The following is a 14907-nucleotide window of genomic DNA, read 5'->3' as shown; positions in this document are numbered from 1 at the left end:
CCTCTCTCTAGCGTTCCGGCTCGCGTTCCAGGACCACCCGGCCGCCGATCTCCACCCAGCCGTACGGCTGCGGCGCGGTGAGGATCTGGGAGCCCGCGCCCTGAGTGATGTTCAGGGCGCGGCCGAGCCGGTCCGTGAGCAGGATCGCCGCGGCGCCGGTGGCCTCGTCCTCGTCGATGCCGTCGTCCCGGCCGGGGAAGGCACGGGCCCTGATCCGGCCCGCGGACTCGTCCTCCCAGGCCCACGCGTAGATCCACTCCCCCTTGGGCGGCACCGGGAGCTCGTCGACCTCGGCGGCCGAGGCGTACTGGCGCAGTGTCCTCGGCGGCGCCCACTCCGCCCGCGCCTCGATCCAGCTGAACTCCCCGTCCAGCCGGGCGCCCACGGGCCCCGCGGGCGTGACGAGCTCGGGCACGTCCAGCAGCCAGGCGGTACCGACACACGGGTGCCCGGCGAAGGGCAGCCGCAGGGTGGGCGTGTAGATGTCGATGACACCGCGCTCGGGGTCATCGACGAACACGGTCTCGCTGAAGCCGAGTTTGCCCGCGAACGCCTGCCGCTCGTCCCTGTCGGGCATCACGGAGCCCTCGCGGACGACGCCGAGTTCGTTGCCGTATCCGCCGTTGGGCGCGCAGAAGACGCGGAGGACGTCGTAGTCAGTCACGGGGGCATTGAAACATTGCGCGGGCGCCGAGGTCGTCCCAGGTGGGGGCTGCGCCGGGGAGGGGCTGCACGGTCATGGGCTCCACGGCGTACGGCAGTGAGCCGCTTCCCCCGCAGGTCCGCGTCCGTTCATCTCATCGGCGCCCCGCCCAACCCGGTGACGCCCTCGCCGAGGTCGACGCCCTTCACGTCCGCCTCGGCCCCCGGGCCGCCGTCGACCCGCCCGACGACGACACCGCCGTGGCCGAAGCCATGCGGCAGACGGACGCCACCGCCTTCGCGCCGCGGCCCTTCTCCGCGCTGAGCGGCGGCGAGCGGGCCCGGGTCGCGCTCGCCCGGGTGCTCGCCCCAGCGCGCGCCGCTGCTGTTGCTGGACGAGCCGACCGCCGCGCTCGATCTCCGGCATCAGGAGCTGGTGCTGCGGGTGTGCCGGGAGTGGGCCCGGGCCGGGGACGTGGTGGTCGTCGTTCTGCACGACCTGGGGCTCGCGGCGGCCTGCGCGCAGCGGGGCGCGATCCTGTGCGCCGGGCGGGTCGCTGCCCCTCGTCACCCCGGCCCGGAACCTGTGAATCTCCTTTGAGGGGTTCTTGGGACTTCCTTGGGGTCCGTTTTAGGTCACCGTGATCGGCTCGTGCCCTTACACCGTCTATGAGAGGTGAATCACGGCGCGACGGGGTATCACGCAGGTAAGCCTCGGTTAAGTTAGGGCAGCCTCACCAATCCGTGTGAGCGCTGTCACGTGATTTTTCGGCCACCCACAGCCATCCACGGGAGCCTGCATGCGAGCCGTCCGCCTGTCCGCCGTCACCGCCACCGCCACCGTGGCGGCTCTGACCGCCCTCACCGGATGCACGGAGAAGGGCGGCGACGCGAGCGGCGACCGGGTGATCAACGTGACCGCCACCGACAGCAAGTGCGAGGTGTCGTCGAAGGAGTTCCCGGCCGGGCACGTCGAGCTCGCCATCGAGAACAAGGGCTCCAAGGTCACCGAGGTCTACCTCCTCTTCCCCGACGACCGCATCGTCACCGAGCGGGAGAACATCGGCGCCGGCACCAAGCAGCGGGTCACCGCCGAGGTGAAGGCCGGTGACTACACCATCGCCTGCAAGCCGGGCATGAAGGGCGACGGCATCCGCCAGGACGTCAAGGCCACCGGCGGCACCACCGCCAAGCGCGACCCACGGCTCGACAAGGCCGTCGCCGCCTACCGCACCTATGTGCAGGAGCAGGCCGACGCGACCCTGCCGCTCGCCGAGACCTTCGCCAAGGCGGTCAAGGACGGCGACGTCGCGGCGGCGCAGAAGGCCTACGCCCCGTCCCGCATCGGCTGGGAGCGCACCGAGCCGGTCGCCGAGTCCTTCGGTGACATCGACCCGAAGGTCGACGTCCGCGAGGACGGCCTGGAGGAGGGCCAGGACCCGGCGAAGGACTGGACCGGCTGGCACCGGCTGGAGAAGTCCCTGTGGAAGGACAAGAAGCTCACCGCCCGGGACTCCGAGCTCGCCGACCAGCTGATCACCGACCTCACCGACTGGCAGAAGCGGGTCGGCAAGGCGGACATCACCCCGACCTCCATGGCCAACGGCGCCAAGGAGCTCCTCGACGAGGTCGCCACCGGCAAGGTCACCGGCGAGGAGGAGCGCTACTCGCACACCGACCTCGTCGACTTCAAGGCCAATGTCGAGGGCGCCGAGAAGTCCTACGAGCTGCTGAAGCCCGTCGCCCAGGAGAACGACCCGGCCCTGGTGACCGAGCTCGACAAGCAGTTCGCCGCGCTGAACACGCTGCTGGACAAGTACCGGGCGGACAAGTCGTCTTACGACTTCACCTCGTACGACAAGGTCGGCGACGCCGATCGCAAGGAGCTGTCGGACGCGGTGAACGCGCTCGCGGAGCCGCTGTCCAAGCTCGCCGCCGCCGTCGTCGTGAAGTGAGTGGGGGGCATCCGATGAGCGAGATCCCGCAGACCGACAACTCGGCGGCTCCGTCCCGGCGTTCGGTCATCGGCTGGGGTGGTGCCGGGCTCGCGCTCGGTGCCGTCGCGGCCGGTGGCGCGGTGGCGATGACCCGTGACGGCGACGACGTCGACACCGTCGCCGCCGAGGCGGGGGCCGCGGTGGAGTTCCACGGCGCCCATCAGGCCGGTATCTCCACGCCGGTGCAGGACCGGCTGCACTTCGCCGCGTTCGACGTGAAGACCGAGGACCGCGCCGAGTTCGTGCAGATGCTGAAGGACTGGACGGCCGCGGCCCGCCGGATGACCGGTGGGCAGGCCGTCGGCGAGGGCGCCTTCGGCGGGCTGGCGGAGGCTCCGCCGGACGACACCGGCGAGGCCGTGGGGCTCAAGCCGTCGCGGCTGACGCTCACCATCGGCTTCGGGCCCTCCCTGTTCCAGAAGTTCGGCATCGAGGACCGGCAGCCCGACGCCCTCGTCGAGTTGCCGCACTTCGCCGGCGACGCCCTCGACAAGAACCGCAGCGGCGGCGACCTGTGCGTCCAGGCCTGCGCTGACGATCCGCAGGTCGCCGTGCACGCCATCCGCAACCTCGCCCGCATCGGCTTCGGCAAGGTCGTCATCAAGTGGTCGCAGCTGGGCTTCGGCAAGACCTCCTCCACGACGCCCGAGGAGCAGACCCCGCGCAACCTCATGGGCTTCAAGGACGGCACCCGCAACATCGCGGGGACGGAGACGGACCGGCTGAAGAAGTTCGTGTGGGTGGACGAGAAGGACGGGCCCGACTGGATGGTCGGCGGGTCCTACCTCGTCGCCCGGCGCATCCGCATGCACATCGAGACCTGGGACCGCACCTCCTTGCAGGAGCAGGAGGACATCTTCGGCCGCGACAAGGGCGAGGGGGCCCCGGTCGGCAAGGCCAAGGAGCGCGACGAGCCGTTCCTGAAGGCGATGAAGCCCGACGCGCACGTCCGGCTCGCGCACCCCGACGCCAACGGCGGGGCGACGATCCTGCGGCGCGGCTACTCCTTCACCGACGGCACCGACGGCCTCGGCCGTCTGGAGGCGGGCCTGTTCTTCCTGGCCTACCAGCGTGACGTGCGCGAGGGGTTCATCCGCATCCAGCGGCATCTCGCCACGGACGCGCTCAACGAGTACATCCAGCACGTGGGTTCGGCCGTCTTCGCCGTGCCGCCCGGCGTCCGGGACAAGGACGACTGGTGGGGCCGGACGCTGTTCTCCAAGGAGGCGTGAGCGACCGTGTTCTCCAACTACCTGATCGGTCTGCGCGAGGGCCTGGAGGCCTCTCTCGTCGTCTGCATCCTCATCGCCTACCTGGTCAAGACGGGCCGCACGGACGCGCTGAAGCCCATCTGGACCGGCATCGGCGTCGCCGTCGCGCTCGCGCTGGGCTTCGGCTGCGCGCTCGAATTCGGTTCCCAGGAGCTGACGTTCGAGGCGCAGGAGGCGCTCGGCGGCTCGCTGTCGATCATCGCGGTCGGCCTGGTGACGTGGATGGTCTTCTGGATGCGGCGCACCGCCCGGCACCTGAAGTCCGAGCTGCACGGCAAGCTGGACGCGGCGCTCCAGATGGGCACCGGCGCGCTGGTCGCCACGGCGTTCCTGGCCGTCGGCCGGGAGGGCCTGGAGACGTCCCTGTTCGTGTGGACGTCGGTGCGCGCGGCCGGTGACGGCACCCCGCGCCCGGTGATCGGCGCCGCGCTCGGCATCGCCACGGCGGTCGTGCTGGGCTGGCTGTTCTACCGGGGCGCGCTGCGGATCAACCTCGCCAAGTTCTTCACCTGGACCGGCGGCATGCTGGTCGTGGTCGCGGCGGGCGTGCTGGCGTACGGCTTCCACGACCTGCAGGAGGCCCGCTTCCTGCCCGGCGAGCGGACCCTGGCCTTCGACATCAGCGACACCATTCCGCCGGACAGCTGGTACGGCACCCTGCTCAAGGGCGTGTTCAACTTCCAGCCGAACCCGACGGTCCTCCAGGTCACGGTGTGGCTGCTGTACCTGATCCCGACGCTCGCCCTGTTCCTCGCCCCGGTAGGGTTCGCCTCCGGGAAGGGGAAGGTGAAGGTACCCGATGAGCAGGGATCGCAGCCGTCGAAGGCTCCGCAGTCTTGACCGGAGGGCCCTGATAGCGGCCTCGGTGACCGCTTTGTCGCTGACGGCGAGCGGGTGCGTGGTGGTGCACGGGGAGCGCGAAGTGCTCCCCGCGACGACCAGGGCCGAGGCCGCGAAGGCGCTTCAGGAGTTCACGACCGCGTACAACGCCGCGGACAAGGCGTACGACAGTTCACTGGACGCGGACCACGTCACCGGCGCCCTCGGCGACATCGACGCGGCGCGTCTGAAGGCCGGTTCGGTGACCAGCCCGGATGGCAATCCGTCGCACACGCCGCTGAAGCTGACCGACGTGAAGTACACCATCACCGAGAAGGCGGGCTGGCCGCGCTGGTTCGTCGCGGACGCGGCCGCCAACAAGGGCGGCACCGCCCGCTGGCTGTTCGTGTTCACCCGCAACGGTCTGAACGAGCCCTTCCAGGCGGCGTATCTGACGCTGGTGGCCCCGGACGACGTACCTCGGTTCAAGACGGACGCGGACGGTTGGGCCGAGGCGATCCCCGTGAACTCCACCGAACTGGCCGTCGCGCCCAAGGACTTGAGCCGGGACTACACGACGTATCTCCAGGACGGCAAGGGCAAGGTCTTCGCGGACGGCGCGCACACCAGCGGGTGGCGCACCGAGCGGCAGAAGCAGGCCAAGAAGCCCGGTCTGGTCAGGCAGTACATCGACGAACCGCTCACCAGCGGCGCGTACGCCCCGCTGGCGCTGCGCACCGAGGACGGCGGCGCGGCCGTGTTCTTCACCTCGCGCCACTTCGAGAAGCAGACCGCCGCACCCGGCACCTCGGTGCCCGCCCAGACCGCGGCCGTGCAGGCGCTGACGACCGGTGAGGTGAAGCAGTCGCTGACGCTGGAGTCCGTCTCCAACGAGATCGCCCTCGACCCGCCGAAGAACGCGGACGGCGGGCAGGTGCGGCTGCTGGGCCGCATCCAGGGCCTGACGGCCGGCAAGGGCGAATAGCCCTACGGCGTCTCAGCCGCGCAGGGGCCAGGCCGCGGAGACGTGGTCGGGTTCCTCGCCGGCGTAGCGGGCGCAGGCGTCGGTGAGGACTTCCAGCAGGCTCAGCGGGTCGGGCAGCGGGTGTTCGAGCCCGCGGACCCAGTGCACGGTCTGACCCTCACCGGGCAGCCGCGCGGGCGGTACGAGGACGTAGGACCCCCGGCAGTGCCAGCGCAGTCCGGGATGCTCGTCCATCGTCTCGGGGTGGCAGTCCAGCTCGCAGGGCCACCATTCGTCCTCGTCCTCGGGGGTGCCGCGGGTGAGGGTGAAGAAGAGCAGGCGGCCGTCGCTGCTCTCGGCGACCGGGCCGACCTCGACACCGGAGGCGAGCAGCCGCTCCACGGCCTCCAGGCCCGCCTCCAGGGGGACGTCCAGGACGTCGTGGACCATGCCGGTGGCGGTGATGAAGTTGGCCTGCGGCTGGTGCCGGGCCCAGCGCTCGATCTGGCCGCGGTCGGTGGTGGACTGCGTCTGCCACGCGAAGGAGACGGGGTGCCGGGCGGGGGTCGGACAGCCGACCCGGTCGCAGGAGCAGCGGTAGCCGGGGGCCGGGTGCGCGGCGGGCGCGAGGGGCAGTCCCGCCCCGGCGGCGGCCAGCAGCAGGGCCTCACGGCCGCTGTCGTCGGCGGCCTCCTTGGGGCGGCGTCCGCGCAGCCACTGGGTGAGTTTGCCCTGAAGGCCGGTCCGGCCGCCGAACTCCTGGCTCATCTATCCCCTCGCCTCGCTGTGGTGCGGACAGCATGCCCTATGGTCCCACCATCCTGCGCTCCGGGGGGCCGGAGCCGACAACCGGGGTAGGTGGGACAGGGCGTACCGGGCCCGTGGATCGCGCACCATCACCCGCTTTGCCGGGATTTAGCCGCTCACCGCCCTCGCCGTTGTCGGCATCGTCACAGGGGCCGGGGCGTCACGAGCGGGGTGCGAGGCCGTACAGGGCGTAGTCGACGAGGGTGTCGGTGTACTCGTAGGAGATCGGGCCGGTGTGCTGGAGCCAGCGCTGGGCGAGGGGGGAGACGAAGAGTTCGAGGGCGATGCGCGGGTCGATCTCGGTGCGGACCTGGCCCGCCTCCTGGGCGGCCCGCAGTCGCTCGACGTAGAGCTGGAGGGAGGGGTCGAGGAGCTTGGTGACGAATTCCCGGCCGAGCTGCTCGTTGACCAGGCCCTCGGCGGCCAGGGCGCGCGAGGGCCGCTCGAAGCGGGGGTCGTGCAGCTCATCGACGGTGGCCCGCAGGACCGCCTTGAGGTCGGCGGCCAGGTCGCCGGTGTCGGGGATGGCGTACGGCTCCTGGCCCGCCGCCTGCGCCGCCTGCCCGCTGAGGTCGAGGAAGGCCTCCAGCAGGACGTCCGCCTTCGACGACCACCACCGGTAGATCGTCTGCTTGCCGACGCCGGCGCGGGCGGCGATGCCCTCGATGGTGGTCCTGGGGTAGCCGACCTCACCGACGAGCGCGAGGGCGGCGTCGTAGATGGCGCGGCGGGACTTCTCGCTGCGCCGGGTGGTGTCGGGGCCGGGACCGGACTTCTTGACCATGGACCGACCGTACCGGCTGCCGGTGTCAGCGCTGCTCGGAGTGCGGCGGCCAGGCGTCGCCCCAGTCCGCGTCCCGGGCCGCCTTGTACAGGTCGCCGTGGCGTTTGGTGATCGTCGTGCGGCGCAGGGACGGTTCGGTCTCGCACAGGTCGAGGAGGACCTGGCCCTTGCGGATCTGGGGCTTGCGCACCACTCGGGAGGGCGCCGGGTCGGCCGGGAACCGGGTCGCGGCGACGTAGCTGAACTTCTCGTCCTCGTAGGCGAGGGAGCCGCCCTTGATCCGGCGGTGCAGGGAGGAGCGGCTGACCCGGGCGGCGAAGTGGCACCAGTCCTCGCCGGGGACGATCGGGCAGCGCGCGCTGTGCGGGCAGGGGGCGGCGACGTGGAAGCCGGCGGCGACGAGCCGGTCTCTCGCCCCGATCACGCGGGCGTAGCCGTCCGGGGTGCCCGCCTCGACGATCACCACGGCCTGCGCGGCGGTCGCGGCGGCGTCGACGAGGGCGGTGCGGTCGGCGGGGGTGAGTTCGTTGAGGACGTAGGAGACGGTGACGAGATCGGTGCTCTCGATGGTGAGCGCCGATCCGATACGTGCGCGCTGCCATGTCGCCGCGCTCAGGGCCGGGTGGGCGGCGGCGAGCTCGCGGCCCAGGGCGAGCGCGGGTTCGGCCCAGTCGAGCACGGTGACCGGGCGGGTGCCGTCCCAGGTGGCGGTGACGGCCCAGGTCGCGGCGCCGGTGCCGCCGCCGACGTCCACATGGCTCCGCGGGGACCAGTCGGGGGTGGCAGCCGCGAACTCCTCCAGCGCCGACCGCACCGCCTCGAAGGTGGCGGGCATCCGGTAGGCGGCGTACGCGGCGACGTCCGCGCGGTCCCGGAGGATGGGGGCGTCGGTCGGGGTGGCCCCGCGATAGTTGGCGATCAGCCGGTCCACGGCCTGGGCGGCCTGCCGGGGCGGGAGACCGTCGAGGAGACCGGCGAGGGCGGTGCGGAGGGTTTCTGCCGGGGGTACGGGGGCGTTCACCCGGTGATTCTATGGGCGCGGGGTGCGGCGACCGCACCTGCGCTCACTTCTCCCGCACCGCCCGCGCCATCCTCGTCGCCGCCTTCGCCCGCGGACCGTTCGCCGCCGGCCGGCGTCTCGGGTGGACCGTGTTGGCCAGCAGGACGAGGAACGTGTCCGTCGCCCGGTCCAGGACCAGGGACGTCCCGGTGAAGCCCGTGTGGCCGGCGGCGCCGCGGCCCGCCAGCTCGCCCATGAACCAGGGCTGGTCCAGCGCGAAGCCCAGACCGGGCGGGGTCAGCAGCAACTCCACGAAGTCGGGGCCCAGGATGCGCGCCGGGCCGTACGAGCCGCCCGCCAGCACCGCACGGCAGAACACCGCCAGGTCGCGGGCCGTGGAGAAGAGGCCCGCGTGACCGGCCACCCCGCCCAGCGCCCACGCGTTCTCGTCGTGGACCACGCCCCGCAGCATGCCCCGGTCCACCTTGGCCCAGGGCCGCCGCTGGTCCTCCGTGGCCGCCGCGCCGGGGCAGGGGCCGAACGCCGTGGACGTCATGCCGAGGGGGCGGGTGATGCAGTCGTGGACGAGGACGTCGAGGGTGCGGCCGGTGATGCGTTCCAGGACGTGCTGGAGCAGGAGGAGGTTGAGGTCGGAGTAGCAGTAGGTGCCGGGCACGCCGATCGGGGGTTCCGACTGCAGGGCCGCGAGCCGGGCCGGGTCGTCGGCGTACTCGTACAGGGGCAGTTCGGGGCGCAGGCCGGAGGTGTGGGTGAGGAGTTCGCGGACCGTGATGCCGTGTTGGGCCGCCGCCCGGAAGTCCGGGAGGTACGCGCCCACTCTCGCGTCGATGCCGAGCGTGCCGCGTTCGATCTGCTGCATCGCGGCGACCGCCGTGAACAGCTTGGTGAGGGAGGCCAGGTCGAAAGGGGTGTCGGTGGTCATCGGGACGCAGGAGGCGCGCGGCAGCTGCACGCCCGCGTCCGCCTCCGGGTCGTAGGACGCGTACCGGACCGCCCAGCCCGCCGCCTCCTCCACGGCGATGACCGGGCCCCGTCCGGCCACCACGACCGCGCCCGCGGCCCAGGGGCGTTCTCCGGTGGTGAGCTCGTGTACGTCCTGGACGAGCAGGCGCAGTTCCTCGGGGTCCAGTCCGGCCCGTTCCGGTGTGTCGCTGCGCAGTTTCGGCGCGCTCAGCTCTCCGCTCCCTCCACACTCGCACGTCTGTTCCAAGGACGGCACATTCCCATGAAACAGGTAAGCGCTACCAGTGCTGCCGACAACTGGACGACGGCCATCGGGACAGCGGTTCCCTCCCCGGCGATCCCGACCAGCGGCGAGGCGACCGCTCCGATGAGGAAGGAGGAGGTGCCGAGCAGGGCGGACGCGGAGCCCGCGGCGTGCTTGGTGCGCAGCAGGGCGAGGGACTGGGCGTTGGGGAGCGTCAGGCCCATCGCCGACATCAGGACGAACAGGGCCGTGGCCACGGGCGCCAGGCCCACCTCGCCGAAGGCGCCCAGGGACATCAGCAGCAGCGCCGCCGCGGCGGCCGTGACGATCAGCAGGCCCACGCCGAGCACCTTCTCCAGGCTGACCCGCCCGACCAGCAGCTTGCCGTTGATCTGGCCGACGGCCACCAGGCCGACCGAGTTGACGCCGAACAGCAGGCTGAAGGTCTGCGGGGAGGCGCCGTAGATCTCCTGGACCACGAACGGCGAGGCAGAGATGTAGGCGAACAGCGCGGCGAAGGCGAAGCCGCCGGTGAGCATGAAGCCGGTGAAGGGAAGGTCGGCGAGGAGCGTGCGCATGGCGCGCAGGGCCTCGCCGACGCCGCCGACGTGCCGCGCCTCCACGGGGAGGGTCTCCGGGAGCCGCGCCCACACCAGCCCGGCGAGCAGCGCCCCGATGACCGTCAGGACGACGAAGACGCCCCGCCAGTCCGTCACGCGCAGGATCTGGCCGCCGATGAGCGGCGCGACGATCGGGGCGACGCCGCCGATCAGCATGAGGGTGGAGAAGAAGCGGGCCATGGCGACGCCGTCGTAGAGGTCGCGTACGACGGCCCGGGCGATGACTATTCCGGCCGCGCCCGCGAGACCCTGCGTCAGCCGGAAGGCGACCAGCGTCTCGACGGTCGGGGCGAGGGCGCACAGGACGGTGGCGAGGACGTAGATCGCGAGGCCGGCGAGGAGCGGGCGGCGGCGGCCCCACCGGTCGCTCATCGGGCCGACCACCAGCTGCCCGAGGGCCATGCCGGCGAGGCAGGCGGTGAGGGTGAGCTGGACGGTCGCCGCAGGGGCGTGCAGGGAGCGGGTCACCTCGGGCAGCGAGGGGAGGTACATGTCCATCGCCAGCGGGGGCGTGGCGGTCAGGCCGCCGAGGACGAAGGTGACGAGCAGTCCGGTGCGGCGCACGGCGGGGGCGGCCGTCTCCTGCTCGGGGACGGCCGCCTGGTTCAGGTCCGGTGTGGATGCCCCGCGCTCGGGCATGCGCCCCTCCCTCTGCCGGTGTCTCGCATGGTCCGGCACCTATGCTCTCAGTTCGTACAGGGTGGCGAGGGTCACCTGAGCGAGCGCGAACAGGGGCGGCGGGGAGCGGGATGGCGGAGAGAAACGTGCGCTGGGGCGTTCTGGCGACGGGCGGGATCGCGGCGGCGTTCACGGCGGATCTGGTGGATCTGCCGGACGCGGAGGTCGTGGCGGTGGCCTCGCGCAGCGAGGAGTCGGCGAAGGCGTTCGCGGACCGGTTCGGGATCGAGCGGGCGTACGGGGAGTGGGGTGCGCTGGCCGAGGACACGGACATCGATGTCGTGTACGTCGCCACTCCGCACTCGGCGCACCGGGCCGCCGCCGGTCTGTGCCTGGAGGCCGGGCGGAACGTGCTGTGCGAGAAGGCGTTCACGCTGAACGCGCGCGAGGCCGGGGAACTGGTCGGGCTGGCGCGGGAGCGCGGGAGCTTCCTGATGGAGGCCATGTGGATGTACTGCAACCCGCTGGTCCGGCAGCTGAAGGCGCTGGTGGACGACGGGGCGATCGGCGAGGTGCGCAGTGTGCAGGCGGACTTCGGGCTGGCCGGCCCCTTCCCGCCCTCGCACCGGCTCCGCGACCCCGCTCAGGGCGGCGGCGCGCTGCTGGATCTCGGCGTGTACCCGGTGTCGTTCGCCCAGCTGCTGCTCGGGGAGCCGTCGGACGTGGCGGCGAGAGCGGTGCTCTCCGACGAGGGCGTCGATCTCCAGACGGGTGCACTGCTCTCCTTCGAGAGCGGCGCTCTCGCTTCGGTGCACTGCTCCATCATCGGCGGTACGGCGACGTCGGCCTCGATCACCGGCTCGCACGGCCGCATCGACGTGCCGTACGGCTTCTTCTTCCCGGACCGGTTCGTGCTGCACCGGGACGGCCGCGACCCCGAGGAGTTCAAGGCCGACCCGGCCGCCGGTCCCCGCAACAGCCTCAAGCACGAGGCCGCCGAGGTGATGCGGGCCCTGCGGGCGGGCGAGACCGAGTCGCCGCTCGTCCCGCTCGACGGGACGCTGGCCGTGATGCGGACGCTCGACGCGATCAGGGACCGCGTCGGCGTCCGCTACCCGTCCGAGACCCCGGCGGCCCCGGCGGCCCCGGCGGCCCCGGCGGTCACGCCGGCTTGAGCCCCTGGTCGCCGACCTCGGTCACGAAGGAGGCGTACGTGGTGAGCGGCGCCCCCTGGGTGGTGATGTACGGGACGGTCTTGTAGTCGACCAGCGCCCGCTCCCGGTCGAGGGCCACCGTCGCGTAGCCGCGCTGCCCGTTGTAGAACTTCAGGTGCGGGTTGGCGGCGAGGTAGGTGGCCCAGTTCGACGGCTTCTCGGAGCCGTTGCCGCCGCTGCTGACCGAGGTCGTGACGATCTCCGTGCCCAGGGTCCTGGAGGCGGGGTCGTCGAAGTCCCGCTTGATGTCGAAGCCGTAGTGCACGTGGACGTCGCCGGTGAGGACCATCAGGTTGCGGATGCCGGCGGCCTCGGCTCCGGCCAGCACCCGTTCCCGGGAGGCCGGGTAGCCGTCCCAGGAGTCCATGGAGACCTTGGACGGCAGGGTGGTGGAGTTGTACCGGCGGGAGAAGGTGACCTGCTGCGGTACGACGTTCCAGAGGGCGTCGGAGCGGTGCCAGCCGTCGATGAGCCACTTCTCCTGGGCATCCCCGGTCAGCGTGCGGCCCGGGTCCTCCGACTCGGGGCCGGGGAACTGCCAGCCGTCGCCGTAGGCCTGGTCGGAGCGGTACTGACGGGTGTCGAGGACGTCGAACTGGGCGAGCCTGCCCCAGTGCAGCCGGCGGTAGAGCCTGAGGTCCGGGCCGTCGGGGAGCTGGGGGCGGCGCAGCGGCATGTTCTCCCAGTAGGCCCGGTAGGCGGCGGCCCGGCGGAGCAGGAACTCCTCCGGCGGGACGCTGTTCTCGGGGGTGTCGCCGGCGTAGTTGTTCTCGGTCTCGTGGTCGTCCCAGGTGACGACGAAGGGGTGCGCGGCATGGGCGGCCCGCAGGTCGGGGTCGGTCTTGTAGAGGGCGTACCGCAGGCGGTAGTCCTCCAGGGTCACCGTCTCGTGGTTGAAGAGGTCGGGGAGGGTCCCGGCCGGGTAGGCGCGGGCACCGCCGACCGCGTTGACCGCGTACTCGTAGAGGTAGTCGCCGAGGTGGAGGACGACGTCCACGTCGTCCTCGGCGAGGTGCTTGTAGGCGGTCCAGTAGCCCTGGTCGTAGCGCTGGCAGGAGGTCAGCGCGAAGGTGAGGGCGGAGGTGCGGGAGCGCTCGGCGGGGGCGGTGCGGGTGCGGCCGGCCGGGCTGATCCAACTCCCCGCGCGGAAGCGGTAGTGGTACACGTGGCCGGGGGCGAGGTGGCCGACCTCGACGTGCACGGTGTGGTGGAACTCGGGGTGGGCGGTGGCCGTACCGCGTCTGACGACGCTGCGGAATCTCTCGTCGAGGGCCAGTTCCCACTCCACGGTGACGCGCTCGGCGGGCAGTCCGCCGTCGGCCTGGTAGGGGGTGGGCGCCAGGCGGGTCCACAGCAGGACCGAGTCGGGGCGCGGGTCGCCGGAGGCCACGCCGAGGGTGAAGGGGTCGGCGGTGAGCTGCGCGGGGTCGAGGTCGGCGGCGGCCGCGGTGCCGGCGGTGGGCAGGTTCACCGCGAAGGCGAGGGCGGCGGCCGCGCCGCCGAGGGTGAGGAAGCGGCGCCGGTTCAAGTGGCGGACGGCGGCGCGGAGTTCGGGGGCGTGCTGGGTCGGGTGTGCTGCGGGTGTCATTCCGGTCCTCCCCTGACGGATGCTTGCAGGAGGCATTGGAGTGGCCGGGGACGACCCGCGCCCATCGCGTTCATGACATCCAGATGGCGGACGCATGAGTTCCGGTCAGCGGACATCGCTCCCGTACGCTGCGGTGCCATGACTGACAGTGGATCGAAGATCGCCGTGGTGACCGGCGCCGGCTCCGGCATCGGACGGGCCGTCGCGGTGGAGCTGCTGCGGGCCGGCTGGTCCGTGGCGCTGGCGGGGCGCCGCGCGGAAACGCTGGCGGAGACGGCCGCGCTCGCCCCCGAGGGCGCCGCCCTCGCCGTACCCACCGATGTGTCGCGGCCGGAGGACGTGGCCGCGCTGTTCGCCGCGACGGTGGACCGCTTCGGACGCGTGGACCTGCTGTTCAACAACGCGGGGACGTTCGGGCCCGGCGGGGTGCCGGTCGAGGAACTCCCGTACGACGCCTGGCGGCACGTGGTGGACACCAACCTCAACGGGGCGTTCCTGTGCGCGCAGGCGGCGTACCGGCAGATGAAGGAGCAGGACCCGCAGGGCGGCCGGATCATCAACAACGGCTCCATCTCCGCGCACACGCCCCGCCCGCACTCCGTCGCCTACACGGCGACCAAGCACGCCCTGACCGGCCTCACCAAGTCGCTGTCCCTGGACGGGCGGCCGTACGGCATCGCGGTCGGGCAGATCGACATCGGCAACGCGGCCACCGACATGACGGCGCGGATGCAGACGGGTGCGTTGCAGGCCAACGGGGAGGTCGCGCCCGAGCCCGTGATGGACGTGGCCGACGTGGCGCGCACGGTGCGGCACATGGCGGAGCTGCCGCTCGCGGCGAACGTGCAGTTCGCGACGGTGCTGGCGACGGCGATGCCGTACGTGGGGCGCGGCTGAGCGCCGGCTTCAGGGGGCCGGCTGACGGCTTCAGGGGGCCGGCTGACAGCTTCAGGGGGCCGGCTGACAGCTTCAGGGGTGCGGCTGAGCGCCGGCTTCAGGGGTGCGGCTGAGCGCCGGCTTCAGGGGTGCGGCTTCACTACGTGCGGCTTTACAACTTGCACAAGCGGAATAGTTCAATCCGCACCATCACGGCCGGTGGCGGACCTATGCTCAACTGGCGCCTCCACAAGAGCTTCACAGTTGGAGTGGAGGAATTCCGGCCAAACCGAGGGGGGGAGACGGCAGCCGTTCCACCACGCCGGTCGGGGGCGGACACCGCGTGGGACCGCGGGGTGCACACCGACGGGTGGAACGGCTGCCGTGCAGTCCGGGGCGCCGCGCGGATTCTCAGCTCCCGCACATCGCCTCTCAGGTCCCCCACATCCCTTACTCACGGCCACTCAACATTTCGTCCC

At 72.0% G+C, this 14907-nt stretch carries 13 protein-coding genes and 1 pseudogene; 7 read left to right on the top strand and 7 right to left on the bottom strand.

From position 1 onward, the window contains the following. Window positions 1-7: 7 nt before the first annotated feature. Complete coding sequence (locus DI272_RS34920) at window positions 8-664, bottom strand: PhzF family phenazine biosynthesis protein (RefSeq protein ID WP_109499176.1); 657 nt, start codon at window positions 662-664, stop codon at window positions 8-10. 188 nt (window positions 665-852) lie between these two features. On the opposite strand from DI272_RS34920, the pseudogene DI272_RS34915 reads away from it, so the two are divergent. From DI272_RS34915 to DI272_RS34895, 5 genes and pseudogenes are all read left to right on the top strand, one after another. Further along, window positions 853-1216: pseudogene (locus tag DI272_RS34915) on the top strand (ATP-binding cassette domain-containing protein); the annotation flags it as partial. A 226-nt stretch (window positions 1217-1442) separates the two neighbouring features. Continuing rightward, a complete protein-coding gene (gene efeO / locus DI272_RS34910; RefSeq protein ID WP_109499175.1) occupies window positions 1443-2597 on the top strand; it encodes an iron uptake system protein EfeO in 1155 nt (384 codons plus the stop codon). Window positions 2598-2611: 14 nt separating this feature from the next. Continuing rightward, entirely contained in the window at window positions 2612-3871 is a 1260-nt protein-coding gene (efeB, locus tag DI272_RS34905) for an iron uptake transporter deferrochelatase/peroxidase subunit (RefSeq protein WP_109499174.1), read from the top strand. A 6-nt stretch (window positions 3872-3877) separates the two neighbouring features. Further along, window positions 3878-4750, top strand: coding sequence for an iron uptake transporter permease EfeU (gene efeU, locus DI272_RS34900; RefSeq protein WP_109499173.1), 873 nt, complete (start codon window positions 3878-3880; stop codon window positions 4748-4750). Continuing rightward, on the top strand, window positions 4710-5714 hold the full coding sequence (locus DI272_RS34895) for a hypothetical protein (RefSeq protein WP_109499172.1): 1005 nt from the start codon (window positions 4710-4712) through the stop codon (window positions 5712-5714). Before efeU ends, DI272_RS34895 begins: the two co-directional genes overlap by 41 nt. 12 nt (window positions 5715-5726) lie before the next feature. Here DI272_RS34895 and DI272_RS34890 read toward each other — a convergent pair whose 3' ends face one another. The 5 genes from DI272_RS34890 to DI272_RS34870 form a co-directional block, all read right to left on the bottom strand. Further along, entirely contained in the window at window positions 5727-6461 is a 735-nt protein-coding gene (locus tag DI272_RS34890; protein WP_109499171.1) for a bifunctional DNA primase/polymerase, read from the bottom strand. Between the two features lie 199 nt (window positions 6462-6660). Then, window positions 6661-7284, bottom strand: a complete 624-nt coding sequence (locus DI272_RS34885) for a TetR/AcrR family transcriptional regulator (RefSeq protein ID WP_109499170.1) — start codon at window positions 7282-7284, stop codon at window positions 6661-6663. Between the two features lie 25 nt (window positions 7285-7309). Beyond that, window positions 7310-8305, bottom strand: a complete 996-nt coding sequence (locus DI272_RS34880) for a small ribosomal subunit Rsm22 family protein (RefSeq protein WP_109499169.1) — start codon at window positions 8303-8305, stop codon at window positions 7310-7312. 43 nt (window positions 8306-8348) lie between these two features. After that, entirely contained in the window at window positions 8349-9524 is a 1176-nt protein-coding gene (locus DI272_RS34875) for a serine hydrolase (RefSeq protein ID WP_181387421.1), read from the bottom strand. Further along, a complete protein-coding gene (locus DI272_RS34870; RefSeq protein WP_109499167.1) occupies window positions 9476-10771 on the bottom strand; it encodes a multidrug effflux MFS transporter in 1296 nt (431 codons plus the stop codon). Before DI272_RS34870 ends, DI272_RS34875 begins: the two co-directional genes overlap by 49 nt. Before the next feature lie 110 nt (window positions 10772-10881). Between DI272_RS34870 and DI272_RS34865 the strand changes: the two genes are divergently transcribed. Then, the gene (locus DI272_RS34865) at window positions 10882-11925 is read left to right on the top strand and encodes a Gfo/Idh/MocA family protein (protein WP_109499166.1); all 1044 of its coding nucleotides are present in this window, start codon (window positions 10882-10884) and stop codon (window positions 11923-11925) included. Here the strand turns inward: DI272_RS34865 and DI272_RS34860 are convergent. Beyond that, complete coding sequence (locus DI272_RS34860; RefSeq protein WP_258314778.1) at window positions 11912-13552, bottom strand: alkaline phosphatase; 1641 nt, start codon at window positions 13550-13552, stop codon at window positions 11912-11914. The two genes, DI272_RS34865 and DI272_RS34860, sit on opposite strands and share 14 nt — an antisense overlap. 138 nt (window positions 13553-13690) lie before the next feature. Here DI272_RS34860 and DI272_RS34855 point away from each other — a divergent pair, with 138 nt between their 5' ends. Further along, a complete protein-coding gene (locus DI272_RS34855; RefSeq protein ID WP_109499164.1) occupies window positions 13691-14449 on the top strand; it encodes an SDR family oxidoreductase in 759 nt (252 codons plus the stop codon). The last annotated feature ends 458 nt before the right edge of the window (window positions 14450-14907 follow it).

It is taken from the genome of Streptomyces sp. Act143 (genome assembly GCF_003143935.1).
Taxonomy (GTDB): Bacteria; Actinomycetota; Actinomycetes; order Streptomycetales; family Streptomycetaceae; genus Streptomyces.
This window is presented reverse-complemented; position numbering and strand designations above follow the sequence as displayed.

What these genes read in the sequence shown, in the direction of transcription:
- DI272_RS34860 (WP_258314778.1), bottom strand. Translation starts at nt 13,552, where the DNA reads ATGACACCCGCAGCACACCCGACCCAGCACGCCCCCGAACTCCGCGCC.
- DI272_RS34870 (WP_109499167.1), bottom strand. Translation starts at nt 10,771, where the DNA reads ATGCCCGAGCGCGGGGCATCCACACCGGACCTGAACCAGGCGGCCGTC.
- DI272_RS34885 (WP_109499170.1), bottom strand. Translation starts at nt 7,284, where the DNA reads ATGGTCAAGAAGTCCGGTCCCGGCCCCGACACCACCCGGCGCAGCGAG.
- DI272_RS34895 (WP_109499172.1), top strand. Translation starts at nt 4,710, where the DNA reads ATGAGCAGGGATCGCAGCCGTCGAAGGCTCCGCAGTCTTGACCGGAGG.
- DI272_RS34865 (WP_109499166.1), top strand. Translation starts at nt 10,882, where the DNA reads ATGGCGGAGAGAAACGTGCGCTGGGGCGTTCTGGCGACGGGCGGGATC.
- efeO (WP_109499175.1), top strand. Translation starts at nt 1,443, where the DNA reads ATGCGAGCCGTCCGCCTGTCCGCCGTCACCGCCACCGCCACCGTGGCG.
- DI272_RS34855 (WP_109499164.1), top strand. Translation starts at nt 13,691, where the DNA reads ATGACTGACAGTGGATCGAAGATCGCCGTGGTGACCGGCGCCGGCTCC.
- DI272_RS34890 (WP_109499171.1), bottom strand. Translation starts at nt 6,461, where the DNA reads ATGAGCCAGGAGTTCGGCGGCCGGACCGGCCTTCAGGGCAAACTCACC.
- efeB (WP_109499174.1), top strand. Translation starts at nt 2,612, where the DNA reads ATGAGCGAGATCCCGCAGACCGACAACTCGGCGGCTCCGTCCCGGCGT.